The sequence below is a fragment of the Pseudomonas sp. MPFS genome (assembly GCF_022537035.1).
GTDB lineage: Bacteria > Pseudomonadota > Gammaproteobacteria > Pseudomonadales > Pseudomonadaceae > Aquipseudomonas > Aquipseudomonas sessilinigenes.
On sequence record NZ_CP066123.1, the window covers coordinates 1,492,011 to 1,508,154 of the forward strand.

The 16,144-nt window shown below is 62.8% G+C and carries 13 protein-coding genes; 5 read left to right on the top strand and 8 right to left on the bottom strand.

The window, feature by feature from the left end:
- Window positions 1-147: 147 nt before the first annotated feature.
- On the bottom strand, window positions 148-2,328 hold the full coding sequence (locus I9018_RS06830; RefSeq protein ID WP_068581955.1) for a hypothetical protein: 2,181 nt from the start codon (window positions 2,326-2,328) through the stop codon (window positions 148-150).
- A 197-nt stretch (window positions 2,329-2,525) separates the two neighbouring features.
- On the opposite strand from I9018_RS06830, the gene I9018_RS06835 reads away from it, so the two are divergent.
- Window positions 2,526-3,419: an NAD(P)-dependent oxidoreductase gene (locus I9018_RS06835; protein ID WP_124345924.1), complete on the top strand. Its 894-nt coding sequence runs from the start codon at window positions 2,526-2,528 to the stop codon at window positions 3,417-3,419.
- Here the strand turns inward: I9018_RS06835 and I9018_RS06840 are convergent.
- Window positions 3,313-5,589 carry a bifunctional diguanylate cyclase/phosphodiesterase gene (locus I9018_RS06840; protein ID WP_241109041.1) on the bottom strand — a complete coding sequence of 759 codons (2,277 nt, stop codon included), beginning with the start codon at window positions 5,587-5,589 and terminating at the stop codon, window positions 3,313-3,315. The two genes, I9018_RS06835 and I9018_RS06840, sit on opposite strands and share 107 nt — an antisense overlap.
- A gap of 142 nt (window positions 5,590-5,731) precedes the next feature.
- Entirely contained in the window at window positions 5,732-6,100 is a 369-nt protein-coding gene (locus I9018_RS06845; protein ID WP_068581968.1) for a YkgJ family cysteine cluster protein, read from the bottom strand.
- A 313-nt stretch (window positions 6,101-6,413) separates the two neighbouring features.
- Between I9018_RS06845 and I9018_RS06850 the strand changes: the two genes are divergently transcribed.
- The gene (locus tag I9018_RS06850) at window positions 6,414-7,760 is read left to right on the top strand and encodes an MFS transporter (protein ID WP_068581970.1); all 1,347 of its coding nucleotides are present in this window, start codon (window positions 6,414-6,416) and stop codon (window positions 7,758-7,760) included.
- A gap of 69 nt (window positions 7,761-7,829) precedes the next feature.
- Here the strand turns inward: I9018_RS06850 and rapA are convergent, their stop codons facing one another.
- Window positions 7,830-10,679, bottom strand: a complete 2,850-nt coding sequence (rapA, locus tag I9018_RS06855) for an RNA polymerase-associated protein RapA (RefSeq protein ID WP_241109042.1) — start codon at window positions 10,677-10,679, stop codon at window positions 7,830-7,832.
- Between the two features lie 218 nt (window positions 10,680-10,897).
- On the opposite strand from rapA, the gene I9018_RS06860 reads away from it, so the two are divergent.
- Entirely contained in the window at window positions 10,898-11,239 is a 342-nt protein-coding gene (locus I9018_RS06860) for an aspartate-semialdehyde dehydrogenase (protein WP_241109043.1), read from the top strand.
- Here the strand turns inward: I9018_RS06860 and I9018_RS06865 are convergent.
- The 3 genes from I9018_RS06865 to gcvA all read right to left on the bottom strand — a co-directional run bounded on the left by I9018_RS06865 (window position 11,209) and on the right by gcvA (window position 13,858).
- Complete coding sequence (locus I9018_RS06865) at window positions 11,209-12,441, bottom strand: aminotransferase class V-fold PLP-dependent enzyme (RefSeq protein ID WP_241109044.1); 1,233 nt, start codon at window positions 12,439-12,441, stop codon at window positions 11,209-11,211. The two genes, I9018_RS06860 and I9018_RS06865, sit on opposite strands and share 31 nt — an antisense overlap.
- Window positions 12,438-12,908: a RidA family protein gene (locus I9018_RS06870; RefSeq protein ID WP_241109045.1), complete on the bottom strand. Its 471-nt coding sequence runs from the start codon at window positions 12,906-12,908 to the stop codon at window positions 12,438-12,440. Before I9018_RS06870 ends, I9018_RS06865 begins: the two co-directional genes overlap by 4 nt.
- A 65-nt stretch (window positions 12,909-12,973) precedes the next feature.
- Window positions 12,974-13,858 carry a transcriptional regulator GcvA gene (gcvA, locus tag I9018_RS06875; RefSeq protein WP_241110114.1) on the bottom strand — a complete coding sequence of 295 codons (885 nt, stop codon included), beginning with the start codon at window positions 13,856-13,858 and terminating at the stop codon, window positions 12,974-12,976.
- Between the two features lie 170 nt (window positions 13,859-14,028).
- Between gcvA and I9018_RS06880 the strand changes: the two genes are divergently transcribed.
- Both I9018_RS06880 and ccoM read left to right on the top strand, forming a co-directional pair.
- The gene (locus I9018_RS06880) at window positions 14,029-14,190 is read left to right on the top strand and encodes a hypothetical protein (RefSeq protein WP_164487266.1); all 162 of its coding nucleotides are present in this window, start codon (window positions 14,029-14,031) and stop codon (window positions 14,188-14,190) included.
- Window positions 14,191-14,334: 144 nt separating this feature from the next.
- The gene (gene ccoM, locus I9018_RS32695) at window positions 14,335-14,451 is read left to right on the top strand and encodes a cytochrome c oxidase subunit CcoM (RefSeq protein WP_007959205.1); all 117 of its coding nucleotides are present in this window, start codon (window positions 14,335-14,337) and stop codon (window positions 14,449-14,451) included.
- Window positions 14,452-14,599: 148 nt separating this feature from the next.
- On the opposite strand, the gene I9018_RS06885 is transcribed toward ccoM, so the two are convergent.
- The gene (locus tag I9018_RS06885; protein ID WP_053135489.1) at window positions 14,600-16,075 is read right to left on the bottom strand and encodes an inorganic phosphate transporter; all 1,476 of its coding nucleotides are present in this window, start codon (window positions 16,073-16,075) and stop codon (window positions 14,600-14,602) included.
- Window positions 16,076-16,144: the final 69 nt, after the last annotated feature.

The following is a 16,144-nucleotide window of genomic DNA, read 5'->3' on the forward strand; positions in this document are numbered from 1 at the left end:
TTTCAAGCCCAGCCGACGGGCTGCTCAATTGTTGTGCAACCTGAACATGCCAGCCGGCCTTGAGCGATTCATTCGCTGGCTCGCCGGCTCGTGCGTCACCGAGGCTGCTGCCTCGGTTCGTAGTGGAGCCGGCGGGCTGGCGAGGCCTCAATAGGCGGTCTTGCCGGTGTGGCTATTCAGGGAGATGACCCGGGTCTTGCCGATGCGATGACGGTAGATTTCCCGCAGGTACTTGATGGCCTTCTTCACGCAATCCCGGGATAGGCGGATGTCATTGATCGAGACGAACTTGTCCTTGTCGTTGATCAGTTCGCGGTACTTCTTCTCGTACATCGGCTTGATCGCATACCAGTTGGTATCCAGGATCTTCGCCGGGTTCTCGAACTCGTTGAGCAAGTCGTCGATACGGTCTTCTTCGAAGTGGTCGCTGGTGATGAAATCCAGGACGGAATTGTCCAGGGTGTCGTCGAAGCGGTACGGATTGCGTGCGAAGCAGCGCTTGATGAAGGCCACGATCAGGGTCAGGAAGTCGTCCGACAGGCAGGGGCTCTTGGCGATCAGGGTGGTCAGCGACAAGTTGGCCGAGGCGCCGATCACCAACGCGTAGCGCTTGAGCGTGGTGTTGGGGAACAGGCTGTTGAGGTGGGTCTTGAGCCGGTTCAGGTCCATGTAGGACAGCTTGTAGTCCTTGGGCAGCGAGACGATGGACACCACCGACGAGCAGTTCTTGAAGAAGTGCAGGTCGTGCAGCGCCGCGGCGTCGAAGCCCGAGGCCTTGTATTGCTCCAGTGCCGCGCGATAGCGCTTGGACTCTATGGGCAGCAGGCTGATGCCCTCGATGGCCTGGGTCTGCTTGTTGAAGTGCGGCAGGTCGATGGAGCGGAAGAACAGGTCGTCGATGTTCAGGCGCTGCGGCTCTTTCTCGAACACCTTGAACTTATCGCCGGTGGGCACCGGTTGCTCGGGCACCACGGACTCGGCATAGGCGATCGCCACCGGGCCGGCCAGGCTCATGAACAGGTCGTTGGCATCCAGGCGGATGGTCTCGCCGATATCGATACCGGCACGCCGGAAGTAGTTCTGGTCGTAGTCGGTGGTCACCGCCTGGGCGGTGAGGATGTTGAAGATCTGCTGGGAGATGTACTGGTTGGCGTGCTTCTCCATGGCGTTGACGTCGATGTTCTGGATGTTGCCGTCATCGCTTTCTTCGGCGTAGCGCATGATGTCGTTGGAGATCAGCATCATCGCGTTCCATGGGCGGATCCGCCCCATCACGCTGGCTTCGCTGCTGTCTTCGTTATCAAAGTTGTAGGAGAAGTCCCACTCCTCGGACAGGTACTTGCACAACAGGCGGCCGGCGTTGATGTGCAGGGCCTCGGACATCTCGCTGCGATGGTCGGAGATGTTCGGCAGCACGCAGATGCCGCTGGTGAAGATCGGCTCGAAGACGAAGGAGTGCCCGCTCTTGCTGTCGTGCTCGTCCATCGGCTTGGTGTCGAAGGTCTTGTTCATGTACGAGTACTGCTGGGCCAGGCCGAACTCCGAGGCCATGCCCGAACCCGTACCGCCACCGGCGCTGAAGATCGAGAAATACAGGCGCGACTGGTTGGCCTTGATCCCGCAGGAATCGATCAGGTACGAGTGGATCATCTTCCAGTCGGGGCTGGAGAAACGCTGGGTGTCCTTGTTGAGGATGATCTTGGCCAGGTACTGGCCGAGGATCGGTGCGTTACCGGCACCGCCAGCATGGACCTCGGAGAGGTCCATGATCTTCATCTTGCTGTAGTCGCGGATGAAGCCGCTCTTTTCACCCTTGCGGGAAAAACGGATACGGCCGGCGATGTCTTTGTCCAGGTCGCCGAGCATCACCAGCGGTTCGACCAGGAATACCGGCTTGCTGGCCTTGTTCTGTCCCAGGCGCAGGTTCTGGCGGATCCACTGGCCGGGGCTGTAGCTGCCCTCGTAGGCCTTGTCCTCATTGTTGAATTCGTTGAGGTAGAACTTGCGGGCGTTGTACACCAGCTCCGCGACGTCCAGGGCGATATTGGAGCCGCAGCGGCCCAGGCCGATCAGGCAGACCGAAGGGAACTCCTGGTCGCGGCGGTTTTCCTGCTCGTCCTCCAGGTGCGCCGGGCGCGGGAAAACGGTGTCGCGCAGGCCGTCGAGGTTGTCGAGGATGCGGTCGGTATTGGTTTCGGTGAAGTACAGGTATTGCTGGGGCGACTGAGGGCGTGAACTGGACAATGGCTTCGTATCTGAGTGGCTTGGAAGGGGAGAGGTCAGCGTCATCTCGGAAACTGCGTTGGCAGGATTATTCTTAGAAGTCATTGTGCGCCATATGCCTGGTCAGGTTGGCTCGGGGACAAGGTGTCGTCGAACCATCACGGAATGGGACCTCGTCGCTGGGTGGAGCGCGAATTTTGCCCAAGGCGCCAAAGGTTTTCTAAAAGACGCTCGGGGGAATCCTTTCCTGAATCATCATGGATCGGCCAGTATTCAATGATCTTTAATCCAATGAGGGCAATATGATGTCAGCGTTACCTTCGCTCGGTTTTGCCGGAATTGGCCTGATGGGCCTGCCAATGTGCCGGCGCCTGCTGGCTGCGGGCTATTCGCTGACGGTGTGGAACCGCGATCCGCGAAAGTGCGCACCGCTGGTGGCCGCCGGGGCGCGACAAGTTGCCGCGCCGTCGCAGCTCTGCGAGCAGGCCGACCTGGTGCTGTTGTGCCTGGCCAATACCGAGGTGGTACGCGAGGTGGTCTTTGGCGCCGCCGGCATCGCCGAGGGCGCCAGGCCTGGCCAACTGTTGCTGGACCTGTCGAGCCTGGAGCCGGCCGCTACCCGGGAAATGGCCGCCACGCTGGCCCGCGATACCGGCATGGGTTGGGTCGACGCTCCGGTGTCCGGCGGGACCCAGGGGGCGGAGGCCGGGAGCCTGGCGATCATGGTCGGTGGCGAGCCGGCAGACGTCGAGCGAGTGCGTCCGGTGCTGCTGGCCATGGGGCAGCGGGTGACACACATGGGGGCCGTGGGGGCGGGTCAGGTGACCAAGGCCTGCAACCAGATGATCGTTGCCTGCAACGCCCTGGTGATTGCTGAGGTCGTGGCCTTGGCCGAGCGATCCGGGGTCGACGCACGCTTGCTGGCCGAGGCCCTGGCAGGAGGGTTCGCCGACTCCAGGCCTTTGCAGATCCTGGCGCCGCAAATGGCCGAAAGCCGTTTCGAGCCCGTGAAGTGGCATGTGCGCACCCTGCTCAAGGACCTGGACGGCGCGGTGAAGCTGTCCCGGGAGCAGGGCGCCGCGACGCCGATCAGCGGGTTAGCTGCGCAGTTGATGCGCTTGCATGGTGGGCAAGGCTATCTGGAAAAAGATCCAGCGACTCTGGTTCGGCTATTCCGAGACCCGTCAGCGGGTTGACACCACCGGCATGGCGCTGGTCGAGCTCCTCCAGCACGGCATGCAATTCCTGCAGCGTGACCGGGCGACTGAGCAGGTAGCCCTGCAGGTAGTCGCAGCCGTAGTGCTCGAGGAACTGTTGCTGCTCCAGGGTCTCGACCCCTTCGGTGACCACCTGCAAATGCAGGGTATGGGCCATGACGATGATCGCCTGGACGATTTCCATGTCCTGGGTCGACTTGGGGATGTCCTGGATGAACGAGCGGTCGATCTTCAGGGTATTGAGTGGCAGGCGCTTGAGGTAGGCCAGGGATGAATAGCCGGTGCCGAAGTCGTCGATCGACAACGACACGCCCAGGCCGCGAATCTGCTTGAGCAATGCCAGGGTGCTGGAGATGTTGCCCATCAAGGCGTTCTCCGTGACCTCCAGCTCCAGGCGTTGCGGCGCTACCTGGGCATTGTGCAGGGCGCTTTCGATTTCTCCTGCCAGTTCCTCGCGAGTCAGGTTCAGGGCCGAGCAATTGACTGCGATCTTCAACTCGCCACGGCCGTGGCGCGAGAGGTAGGCCAGGTCCTGGCAGGCCTTGCGCAGCACCCAGTTATCCAGCTCGGCGATCATGCCGTTGGCCTCGGCGATGCTGATGAAGCGATCCGGGCTCAGCAGGCCGTGCTGCGGATGTTGCCAGCGCACCAGGGCTTCGAGCTTGGTGACCCTGGCGCCCTTGAGATCGTAGATCGGCTGGTAGTACAGCTGCAGCCCCTGGTTGTCACGCAGGGCGTTACGCAGTTCCTCCTCCAGTTGCAGCTCCAGGGTGGCCCTGGTCTTGAGGCTGGAACTGAAGAAGTGCAGGTTGTTGCGACCTGCATCCTTGGATTGGTAAAGGGCCAGGTCGGCGTTCTTCAGCAGTTCCTCGCACGTCTTGCCGTCGTCGGGAAAGATACTGATGCCGATGCTGGTGGTCATCACCATGCGCCGGCCGCCCAGCTCGATCGGCTCCTTCATCTTTTGCATGATGCGATGGGCCATGTTCCGTGCCTCTTCGCGGTCATACAGGTTGATGAGGATGCAGAACTCATCGCCCCCCAGGCGCGCTACCACGTCCTCGTGATTGCGGGTGGAGTTCTTGATATGCCCGGCAATCACCTTGAGCAGTTCGTCCCCAGCATCGTGGCCGAGACTGTCGTTGATACGCTTGAAGTGGTCGATATCGAGGAACATCACCGCCAGCATGCCGCCGAAGGTGGACTTTTCCATGAGTTTTTCAGCGAACAGCTGGTTGAATCCGCGTCGGTTGATCAGGTTGGTCAGGGCGTCGTAGTGGGCCACGTGTTGCAGCGACACCCGGGCCTGGTCCAGTTGCGAGAGCAGGGTATTGACCCGGCGCAGGTCGCGTTCCTTGTGCTGCAGCTTCTTGTCCGCAAGGGCTGCGCTGATACCGCTGCCGATGATCAGCAGAATGATCACGCACAGGGTCAGCCCCAGTTGCAGGTGGCCGTTGGGCACTATCGGGCCTGGCGGGTTGCCGGCTGGCAGGACGAGGGTCATGGACCACATGCCGGTGAAGTGCATGAGTACGATGGCGCCACCCAGTACCAGGCTGCTGGCGTACTTGAGCAATTGATGGAACATTCCACTGCCATCACGCAGATAGCGTGAAAGCAGCAGGGCGGCGAGGCTGCAGGCGATAGCCACCAGCAGCGACAACATCATGAGTGAAGGTTCGTAGTACTGGCTGGCGACCGAGCGAATGGCCGCCATGCCCACGTAGTGCATGGCGCTGATGCCCAGGCCGATCCACAACGAGGCCAGCGCATAGCGCCATAGCGGCAACTGGGCGTGGCTCAGGGTATCCATCGCCATCCAGGCTGCAACCAGGGCGATGAACAGTGACAACAGGGTCAGGGGCAGGTCGTAGCTGATCTCGAAGGGGGCCTCGAATGCCAGCATGGCGATGAAGTGCATGGCCCAGATACCGCCAGCCAGGCAGCAGGCGCCGACCCAGCGCCACAGGCGTTGGCTGGTGGCGTGTTCGACATGGCTGACGCGCTCGGCCATGTCGAGCGTGGCGAAGCTGGCGGCGCAGGCCACCAGGTAAGCCAGGAGTACCAGCACCGGATTGTGGCTGCAATGGAGAACCACCTGCCCGCTGTCCGGAAGCTCGGTAATGAAATGCAAACCCAGCCAATCCATAGCGTGCCCATTATTGAGTCATCTGGCATTGGCGGACTCGTGCGCCAATAAGTGCTTGGAGTATAGAAGGCACCCGGTGGCTGCAATGGGCGGTGGCACTTTGGTTCTAATGATTTGCTTCTTGAACCTATCGCCAATAGTGCTAAGCGCTCTCCTCGTACCAGGGCTCGTCGTTTGCCGGTTCCAGCGGGGCGAGGCCGAAGGCGGCGCGGGCTGCATCGCAATCGCCGTTGTGCTGGCCGTCGACCCAGGAGGCCTCGAATTCCCGGCACGGACTGGCGCGCTGGGCGTAGATCGAGCAGCTCACGCCTTTGCCGACCTCCCCTTCAAGGGCGATGCAGCGTGGCGACTTGCAGTCGGTGCCCAGCATCGCCACCCGGCTGGGGCTGATGCTCTGGACCAGTTCGTCGGGGACCGTTCCGCCCGAGGAGGCGCATTCGCCCCAGAAAAAAGACACACGAAAGTATGAACAGCAGGCACCGCAATTCAGACACGGACTGGCTTCGGACATAGGCGTATTCAACGGAGGAAGGTGTGGATGAGGGGGCAGGCAAGGCGGCTATTCTAGGCTTCGCATCGGCCTTGGGAAGGGGGGGCGCAAGGTATTTTTTTGATCTCTGCCAAGCCCTTGAAAAGACTAGCAAAGCCCCGGGATGCGGGGGCTGTGGCGACGTTCGAGAGCCTGGCGCAGGCGCCTCTGCGAGAGCCTGGCGGGATACCCGGGTATCAGACTGGCGAATGATCACAGACAGGCGCGGCGCGGCTGACTAGATTGCAGTGTCCAGGCTCGTGCCTGGTCCAATAACAATAAAAGAGGTCGACCCATGGATAACTCGACTCAAGCGGCAAATGCCTGGCGCATCCTGTTCCTGTTGTTCCTGGCCAACCTGTTCAATTTCTTCGATCGCACCATCCCCGCGATCATCATCGAACCGATCCGCATGGAATGGCACTTGAGCGATTTCCAGCTGGGGATCATCGGCACCGCCTTCACCATCGTCTACGCCATCGCCGGCCTGCCCCTGGGGCGGATGGCCGATACCGGCTCGCGCAGCAAACTGATGGGTTGGGGGCTGGCGGTCTGGAGTGGGCTGACTGCGGTCAATGGCATGGTCGGCAGCTTCTGGAGCTTCCTGCTGGTGCGCATGGGCGTCGGCATCGGTGAGGCCAGCTACGCGCCGGCGGCCAACTCGCTGATCGGCGATTTGTTCCCGGCTCACCGTCGGGCCCGGGCCATGGGCATCTTCATGCTTGGCCTGCCCCTGGGCCTGTTGCTGGCCTTCTTCACCATTGGCGCCATGGTCAAGGCATTCGATAGCTGGCGCGCGCCGTTCTTCATCGCCGCAGTACCGGGCCTGCTGCTGGCGGTGTTCATGTTCTTCATCAAGGAACCCAAGCGCGGGGCAGCGGAAGCGACCAAGGTGTCCCAGGAGCGAATCGAGCGGCCGATCCGCCGGGTACTGGCGATCCCGACCTTTCTCTGGCTGACCTTGGCGGGCCTGACCTTCAACTTCGCTACCTATGCCTGCAACTCGTTCCTGGTGCCGATGCTGCAGCGCTACTTCCTGATGCCCTTGCAGGAGGCGGCGGTGGCCACGGGGCTGATCGTCGGGGTAACCGGCCTGGTCGGCCTGACCCTGGGGGGATGGGTGGCCGACAAGATTCACCAGCGCGTCGCCAACGGCCGGTTGTTGTTCGCCGCCGCCAGCCTGCTGATTTCTACCCTGTGCACGGCCTGGGCCCTGCATGCGGGAAGGATCGAGATTGGCGTGTTCGTGGCGGTGTTCAGTATCGGTTGGTTGTTTGCCTACAACTTCTATACCTGCGTCTACACCGCGATCCAGGATGTGGTGGAGCCCCGTTTGCGGGCCACCGCCATGGCGCTGTTCTTCGCCGGTCTGTACCTGCTGGGGGGCGGCCTGGGGCCGGTGGTGGTGGGGGCGCTGTCCGATCACTTCGCCCATTCGGCGATGTATGCCGCCGAGGCGGGGCAGATGACCGAAGCGTTCAAGGCCATCGGCCTGCACGACGCCATGTACCTGATCCCGGTGGCGCTGCTGCTGACCTTGGTGTTCCTGCTCATGGCTTCACGCAGCTTCGTGCGTGATGCCCAGCGCATGCGCGAGGGGCTGGCGCCGGGCGAACCGGTTGGAGCGCCAGCGACCGCCTGATCGTTCCTACGGACGACGATAAAAAAGGCCCGCATGAGCGGGCCTTTTTCATGGCGGCGCAACCGGTGGTCAGCCGGCCACCAGGACCCGGATCGCTTCCAGGCGCAGGGCGGCTTTCTCGAGCATGGCCAGGCCTTGCTCGCGCTGCTTGCGCAAGGCGACCAGTTCACTGTCGCGGACGGTAGGGTTGACCGCCTGCAATGCGGTCAGGCGCGCCAGTTCTTCATCGGTATCGGCGGCCAGGCGACGCTGGGCCTCGGCCACGCGCTCGGCGTGACGGGGGGCGACCTTGGCCTCGCCGGCGTTGATCTTCGGCGCCAGCTGGTCGCGCTGGGCCTGGATGAACTTGTTGGCGCTGGCCTTGGGCACGCTTTCCAATTGGTCGTTCAGGGTTTCGAAGGCCACCCGTGGCGACAGGTCGTTGCCATTGGCGTCCAGCAGGCAGCGCAGGGCGGCCGGCGGCAGGTAGCGGCCCAGTTGCAGCGAGCGCGGAGCCACTACTTCGCTGACGTAGAGCAATTCCAGCAGCACGGTACCGGGCTTGAGCGCCTTGTTCTTGATCAGCGCCACGGCGGTGTTGCCCATGGACCCGGACAGCACCAGGTCCATGCCGCCCTGCACCATCGGGTGTTCCCAGGTGATGAACTGCATGTCCTCGCGGGACAGGGCCTGGCCGCGGTCGTAGGTGATGGTCACGCCTTCGTCGTCGCCCAGGGGGAAGCTGGCGTCGAGCATCTTCTCGCTGGGCTTGAGGATCAGGGCGTTTTCCGAATGGTCCTCGCTGTCGATGCCGAACGCGTCGAACAGGGTCTCCATGTAGATCGGCAAGGCGAACTGGTCGTCCTGCTCGAGGATCGCTTCCACCAGGGACTCGCCTTCGCCGGCGCCACCGGAGTTCAGCTCCAGCAGGCGGTCGCGACCTGCGTGCAGCTCCGATTCCAGGCTCTCGCGTTCACCACGGGCTTCGTCGATCAGGGCTTGCCACTGGCCGTCGTCGGCGTTTTCCAGCAATGGCAGCAGGCGTGGGCCGAACTGGTGCTGCAGGGCATTGCCGGTCGGGCAGGTATTGAGGAAGGCGTTCAGCGCCTCGTGGTACCACTGGAACAGGCGCTCTTGCGGGCTGGTCTCCAGGTACGGCACATGCAGCTCGATCACGTGCTTCTGGCCGATCCGGTCCAGGCGGCCGATCCGCTGTTCCAGCAGGTCCGGGTGCGAGGGCAGGTCGAACATCACCAGGTGATGGGCGAACTGGAAGTTGCGGCCTTCACTGCCGATTTCCGAACAGATCAGCACCTGGGCGCCGAACTCTTCGTCGGCGAAGTAGGCGGCGGCGCGGTCGCGCTCGAGGATGTTCATGCCTTCGTGGAAGACCGTGGCCGGGATGCCGGACCGTACGCGCAGCGCGTCCTCCAGGTCCATGGCGGTCTCGGCGTGGGCGCAGATCACCAGGACCTTGGTGCGCTTGAGCATCTTCAGTTGGTCGATCAGCCACTCGACCCGAGGGTCGAACTTCCACCAGCGCTGTTCGTCGTCGCCGGCATCGGGCTGGGCCTGGAAGCTGACTTCCGGGTACAGCTCGGCGTGTTCGCCCAGGGGCAGTTCCAGGTATTCGTCCGGGCACGGCAGCGGATAGGCGTGCAGCTTGCGCTCCGGGAAGCCCTGGACCGCGGCGCGGGTATTACGGAACAGCACGCGGCCGGTGCCGTGGCGGTCCAGCAGTTCGCGTACCAGGCGTGCGCTGGCTTCGCTGTCGCCATCATTGACGGCGGCCAGCAGGGCTTCACCTTCGTTGCCGAGGAAGCCCTGGATGGTCTTGTGCGCTTCGGGAGACAGGCGGCCCTGGTCCAGCAGTTCTTGCACGGCCTCGGCCACCGGACGGTAGTTCTCGCTCTCGGCGCGGAAAGCCGCCAGATCGTGGAAACGGTTCGGGTCCAGCAGGCGCAGGCGGGCGAAGTGGCTGTCCTGGCCCAGTTGTTCCGGGGTCGCAGTCAGCAGCAGCACCCCAGGGATGGTCTCGGCCAGTTGCTCGACCAGGGCGTATTCCGGGCTGGCTTGTTCTTCGTGCCAGACCAGGTGGTGGGCTTCGTCCACCACCATCAGGTCCCAGCCGGCGGCGAACAGCGCGTCCTGGGCCTTTTCGTCGTCCACCAGCCATTCCAGCGCCACCAGGGCCAACTGGGTGTCTTCGAACGGGTTGCTGGCATCGCTTTCGATGAAGCGTTCTTCGTCGAACAGTGCGACCTGCAGGTTGAAGCGCCGGCGCATTTCCACCAGCCACTGGTGCTGCAGGTTCTCCGGAACCAGGATCAGCACCCGGCTGGCACGGCCCGACAGCAGCTGGCGATGGATCACCAGGCCGGCCTCGATGGTCTTGCCCAGGCCCACTTCGTCCGCCAGCAGGACCCGTGGCGCGATACGGTCGGCGACTTCACGGGCGATATGCAACTGGTGGGCAATGGGTTGGGCACGCACGCCGCCCAGGCCCCAGAGTGGCGATTGCAGCTGGCGGCTGGTGTGTTCCAGGGTGTGGTAGCGCAGCGAGAACCAGGCCAGCGGGTCGATCTGCCCGGCGAACAGGCGATCGCTGGCCAGGCGGAACTGGATGAAGTTCGACAGCTGGGTTTCCGGCAGGGTGACCGGTTCGTTCTGCCCATTGAGGCCGTGGTAGACCAGCAGGCCGTCGATGTCCTCGACTTCCTGGACGGTCATTTTCCAGCCTTCGAAGTGGGTGATGCTGTCACCCGGCGAGAACCTCACGCGAGTGAGGGGCGCATTCCGTAGCGCATACTGGCGAGTGTCGCCAGTGGCCGGATAGAGCACGGTCAGCAAGCGGCCGTCCTGTGCCAGAACGGTGCCTAGACCTAGCTCGGCTTCGCTGTCACTGATCCAGCGTTGCCCCGGTTGATACTGCTGCGCCATGCTGCCTGACTCCCGCTTTGAAAAAGCCGACTATCTTAACGGAACGTAGCTTGCAGTCCAAAGAACTCTGATTAAAACCCTTGGAGAAAAAGTAGCGTAAGCGGCGTATTCGTCGGGGCGCAGGGCACTATTGGCTGACGACTGGGTCACACTTTTGCGACCGATGGCTCAAGTCGCCCATGCCGCGGCCGACAGCCTGCCGACAGGAGACCAATAACATGTTGCCACCGATGCTCCCCTTGAGCGCCGTGCCCGTCACCTCCCAGCAGGATCCGATCCGCCAGCGACCGGATATCCCGCCTGTGGTGCCGGTGCAGGAGAGCTCCAACGAAAGCACGATCGACCTGCAAAAGCGCGATGCCGAGCAGTCGGCCCTGCTTTTGCGCGAGGAGCAGCAACGCCAGCAGGAGCGGCAACGTCACCAGCGTGAAGAGCACGAGGACCCGGAGCAGCATCTGGCGGTGCCCGGCGACGAATTGAATGCCGACAACACGGTGCCGGTGGTGCCATTGATCGAAGATGCCCCGCGTCAGGGGTTGTGGGTCGACGTCGAGGTCTGACTCCCGGGGCCGCAAGCGGCCCGTTCCCGAAGCGCTTGCAGCAGGCGCTCGATTTCTTCCTCGCCGGTCAAGTGGCTCAGGGCGATCCGCGCAATGCTGGTCAGGCCGCGGGCCTGCATGTCCAGCGGGGTGTAGGCCACGCCGTTGGCTCCGATATTGATGCCCTGGCGCGCCAGCTGTGCCTTGAGGGCAAAACTGTCCCAACCTGCCAGCGTGAAGGCGATCAACCCCGATTGCTGCCCGGGCGTGCCCAGGTCCTGGCGTTGCAGGCCGGGGATGTGGTCCAGGGCCTGGCGCAGCCGGTCGCTGAGGTCTCGGATGCGCTGGTGGATGGCCGCGATGCCGATCGCGTTGAGTTCCTGCAGGGCATTGGCCAGTCCGGCCAGCAGTACTTGTGACATCTCGCTGGTTTCAAAGCGCCTGGCATCGCCACGCAGGCTGAAGCCTTGCCCATTCCAGGGGGCCGACAGCACATCCCGGGGCTGGGGTTGCAAGCGTTCGAGGAAGCCAGGCCTGATATAGAGCAGTGCCGTGCCCCGTGGGCCGCGCAGGTACTTGCGTCCAGCGCCCTTGAGCACGTCGCAGCCCAGGGCCTGGACATCGCAGGGTATTTGCCCCAGGGCCTGCCCGGCATCGATGAAGTAGGGAATGCGCCAGCGGCGCACCACCTGGCCAATGGCAGCCGCCGGATTGATCAGGCCGCCATTGGCCGGAAGCCAGGTGAGGGCGATCAGCCGGACCCGGGCATCGAGCATGGACTCCAATGCCGGCACCGATACCGCGCCATGGCTGTCGCAGGGAATCACCTCCAGTTGGGCGCCGGCCGCCACGGCACTGGCCATGCAGGCCAGGTTGCCGCCCCATTCATGTCGTCCCACGAGGATTCGATCGCCGGGTTGCCAGCGGGGCAGGGCGCTGAAGGCCATGCCCCAGGCAGCCGAGCCACTGCTGGTCAAGGCGATGGCGGTAGTTGAAGTATTGAGCAGGCGGGCTGCGGCCTGGCGGGCTTGTTCCGACCAGTCTGTAGCCGTTGCGGCCTCCATCGGCCCTGCATGGGCCTCGTGTTGCAGTTGCCCAAGCATGGCATCCAGGGTGCCCTGGCTGGGTAGCGACGCTCCGGCGTGGTTGAAGTGGCAGACCCGGGCGCAGCCAGGGGTCGCCTGGCGCAAACGAGCGAGGTGCCCCGGGTCCAGATTGTTCATGGCCTGAGCTCGAAGATCGCGTCCACTTCTACGGCAACACCGGCCGGCAAGCTGGCCACTCCAACGGCGGTACGGGCATGCCGCCCTTTCTCCCCGAGGGCGTTGACCAGCAGGTTGGAGGCGCCATTGGCCACGGTGCTGTGGTCCTGGAAGTCGCCGCTGGCGGCAATGAAGACGCCCAGCCGGTCGATGCGTTGCAGTTGTGCCAAGTCATCGTCCAGGGCCGCCCCCAGTTGGGCCAGCAAGCCCAGTGCGGCCAGCTCGGCAGCCTCGGCGCCCTGTTCCGGCGAGAGGCTTTCGCCAAGCCGCCCGAGCAGGACCGGGCGGCCCTGTTGCAGGGGAATCTGCCCGGAAATGAATAGCAGGTTCTGGCTGCGCACGTGGTTGACGTAGTTGGCGGCGGGCTGGCTGGGTTCAGGCAGTTCCAGGCCCAGTTGTCGTATGCGCTGCTTGAGTGAGTCGTGCATGGTCGGTCCTCGAGTGGAAGGCTGGCAGCTTCGGCCTTCGCTCCAGGAGCGACAAACGGATAGATCTAATCCGACGTATCTATATTTCTCATGGGTGCCTGTCCCGATAACCATTGGGCGAAACACTGCGCCGCCGGATTCAGCCGATCTTCGGCGCTGACCAGCCAGTAGCCGATCTGGCTTTCCAGGGCGGGCAGGTCGAACGCATCTACCAGGCTGCCCTGGGCCAGGTGGCGCTGGATCAGTTGGCGGCGCCCCATGGCGATGCCCTGGCCGGCTACCGCAGCTTCCACCACGATGTTGTAGTCGTGCAGCATCACCTGCGGGTGCGGGGCGAGGTTGACGCCGTACCTGGCGCTCCAGTCGTCCCATTCAAAGGGCTGGTGGGAGCGGGACATCAACAGCGGTGCCTGAGCCAGGGTGGTGGCCTTGAGTTCAGGGCTGCAGACGGGAGACAACTGCTCGGCGAGAAAACGTGTGGCATGGACCTTCGGCCAGGGGCCCTTGCCGTAGCGAATGGCCAGGTCGACTTCGGCGCCGGCGACGTTCGCCAGTTCGATGGCCGGCTGCAGTTCCAGCTGGATCTCTGGATGGCGTCGGCTGAAGTCCGTCAGTCGCGGTGCCAGCCACAAGGTGGCAAAGGAGGCCAGCAGGCCCACGCGCAGGACCTGTCGGGTGCTGGGGGCGAGCAGCTCCTGGGTTGCCAGGGCGATTTGTTCCAGGGCTGGACGGATCTGTTGGTAATAGGCGGCTCCCGCGGCAGTCAGGTCGATGGCCCGGGTGCGGCGGACGAACAGCGATTGACCCAGGTAGTCCTCAAGCTTGTGGACTTGATGGCTGACTGCGCTTTGGCTCACGCACAGTTCGTGGGCGGCCTTGATAAAGCTCAGGTGGCGGGCCACGGCTTCGAAGGCGCGTAGCGCCAACAGTGGCGGCAGGTGCTTGGGCATGTCCACTAAGCGTTTCCTGGGGCGGTTCCGAATGGGCCATTGTGCGGATAAAAAATCCCGGCGGCAGCGATTTTATAGCCCGGTTGCGGGTCTGATGGCTGGTCAGGGGCCGCGTCAAACCGCATTATTGATCCCATTCGCCATTGAACCTCTGTGATACCAGGCAAGCCATGAATCAAGAACCCAAGCTGATCGATCTGAATGCCGAACGCGCCAAGCGCGTACATGACCTCAATGAGAAGCGCCTGAATGAAGTACGCCAGGCTTTCGAACAGGCGATGCCCTTGGGCAAGACCAAGAAAAAGCCAAAAAACAAACCGAAAAAGCGCTGATCAGGGCGTTTTCCGTTGATATAGGTCAGTTATTCCCCCTTCCTCGCTCCCCGTCTTTGGCGTCATTGACGCCGGTCAATTTTCCCCTGCGCCTCTTTGGTTAACTTAGCTCCATCGCAACGAGGCACGAGCAGGAGGCTGGTCATGTTTTTCGACAATGTGGTGTTCGCCGGAGTGCTGACAGTCGGCCTCATGGTTTTGTTCTTCGCAGGTTTTGGATTCTTCATCTGGAAAGACGCAAACAAGCGTAAAAAACCTTAAGTCTCTCCAGAGCAACGAGCACGCAAGGCATTTTGGGCAACTTCGGTTGCCCTTTTTTTTGCCCGCGAAAAAGTGGCCCGGCATTGAATGCCAGGCATAAAAAAGGTGCGCCCTGGGGCGCACCTTTTTTCTGGCCGGGACTCGCTCGTCAGCTGCCCAGGACCTTGGAAGCGGCCCAGAACAGGCCGGCCGACAGGGCTACGGTGGCGGGCAGGGTCAGGACCCAGGCCATCAGGATGGTCTTCACCGTACCGCTCTGCAGGCCGCTCTTGTTGGCGACCATGGTCCCGGCCACGCCGGAGGAGAGCACGTGGGTGGTGGAGACGGGCAGGCTGAACACGTTGGCCAGGCCGATCAGGCCGGCTGCGGTGATCTGCGCCGACATGCCCTGTGCATAGGTCATGCCTTGCTTGCCGATCTTCTCGCCGATGGTCTGCACCACGCGTTTCCAGCCGATCATGGTGCCCAGGCCCAGGGCCAGGGCCACGGCCAGGATCACCCAGAACGGTGCGTACTCGGTGGTGGCGGTCAGGTCCTTGCGCAGCTTGTCCAGGTCGGCCTTTTCACGGGCGGCCAGGCCAGGCAGCTTGCCGACCTTTTTCGCCGTGTCGTCCAGGCACAGCAGGTAGCGGCGCACTTCGATACGGTCTTCCGGGGACAGCGAGTGGTAGTCGGAAACGCCTTTGAGGCTGCTCAGCAGGGCGCTGATGGTCGGTTCGGTCTGCTGTGGGTTGCAGCGGAACTTGCCGGGAAGGTCGTCCTTCACGCTCTTGCCCAGGGCCAGGAACTCGCCCAGGGATTCATGGTTGCGCTGGTAGAACTGGCTCAGGTGCAGGGTGGCGTCGCGGGTACGCTCGATCTGGTAGGTGGTGCTGTTGAGGTCCAGCACGAATTGCGCGGGCACGATGCCGATCAGCACCAGCATGATCAGGCCGATGCCTTTCTGGCCATCATTGGAACCGTGGACGAAGCTTACGGCCATGGCCGAGATCACCAGTACCAGGCGGTTCCAGAACGGTGGGTGCTTCTTGTCGTCGACCTTGCGCCGTTGCTCCGGGGTCTTGTGCATCTTCGAGATCGGGCGCCACCACTTCAGGCCGATCAATACCAGCGCTGCAATAATGAAGCCGGCCATGGGCGAGAACACCAGGGATGCACCGATATCGATCGCCTTCTGCCAGTTCACGCCGTCGCCCAGGGGGATGTCGTTGAGCAGGGCATTGGCCAGGCCGACACCGAGGATCGAGCCGATCAAGGTATGAGAGCTGGAAGCTGGGATGCCGAAGTACCAGGTGCCCAGGTTCCAGGCGATGGCCGCGGCCAGCAAGGAGAAGACCATGGCCAGGCCGTGGCCGGTGTTGACGTTGATCAGCAACTCGACCGGCAGCAGATGGACGATGGCATAGGCCACGCCGACACCGCCAAGGAGCACGCCGAGGAAATTGAATACACCGGAAAAGAATACGGCCAGGTGCGGCGGCATGGCTTTGGTGTAGATAACAGTGGCAACCGCATTTGCGGTGTCATGAAAGCCGTTGATGAACTCGTAGGCGAGGACAAAAGCCAGGGCGAGCAAGAGGCTCACAAGCACCCAAGCATCCAGTCCGCTGAATAAATCGATCATGAAGGTTTTCTGACCCGGTCATAAGGGGGCGCGATTATGCCAGAAAACCCTGCTAATCAATGCACAAGG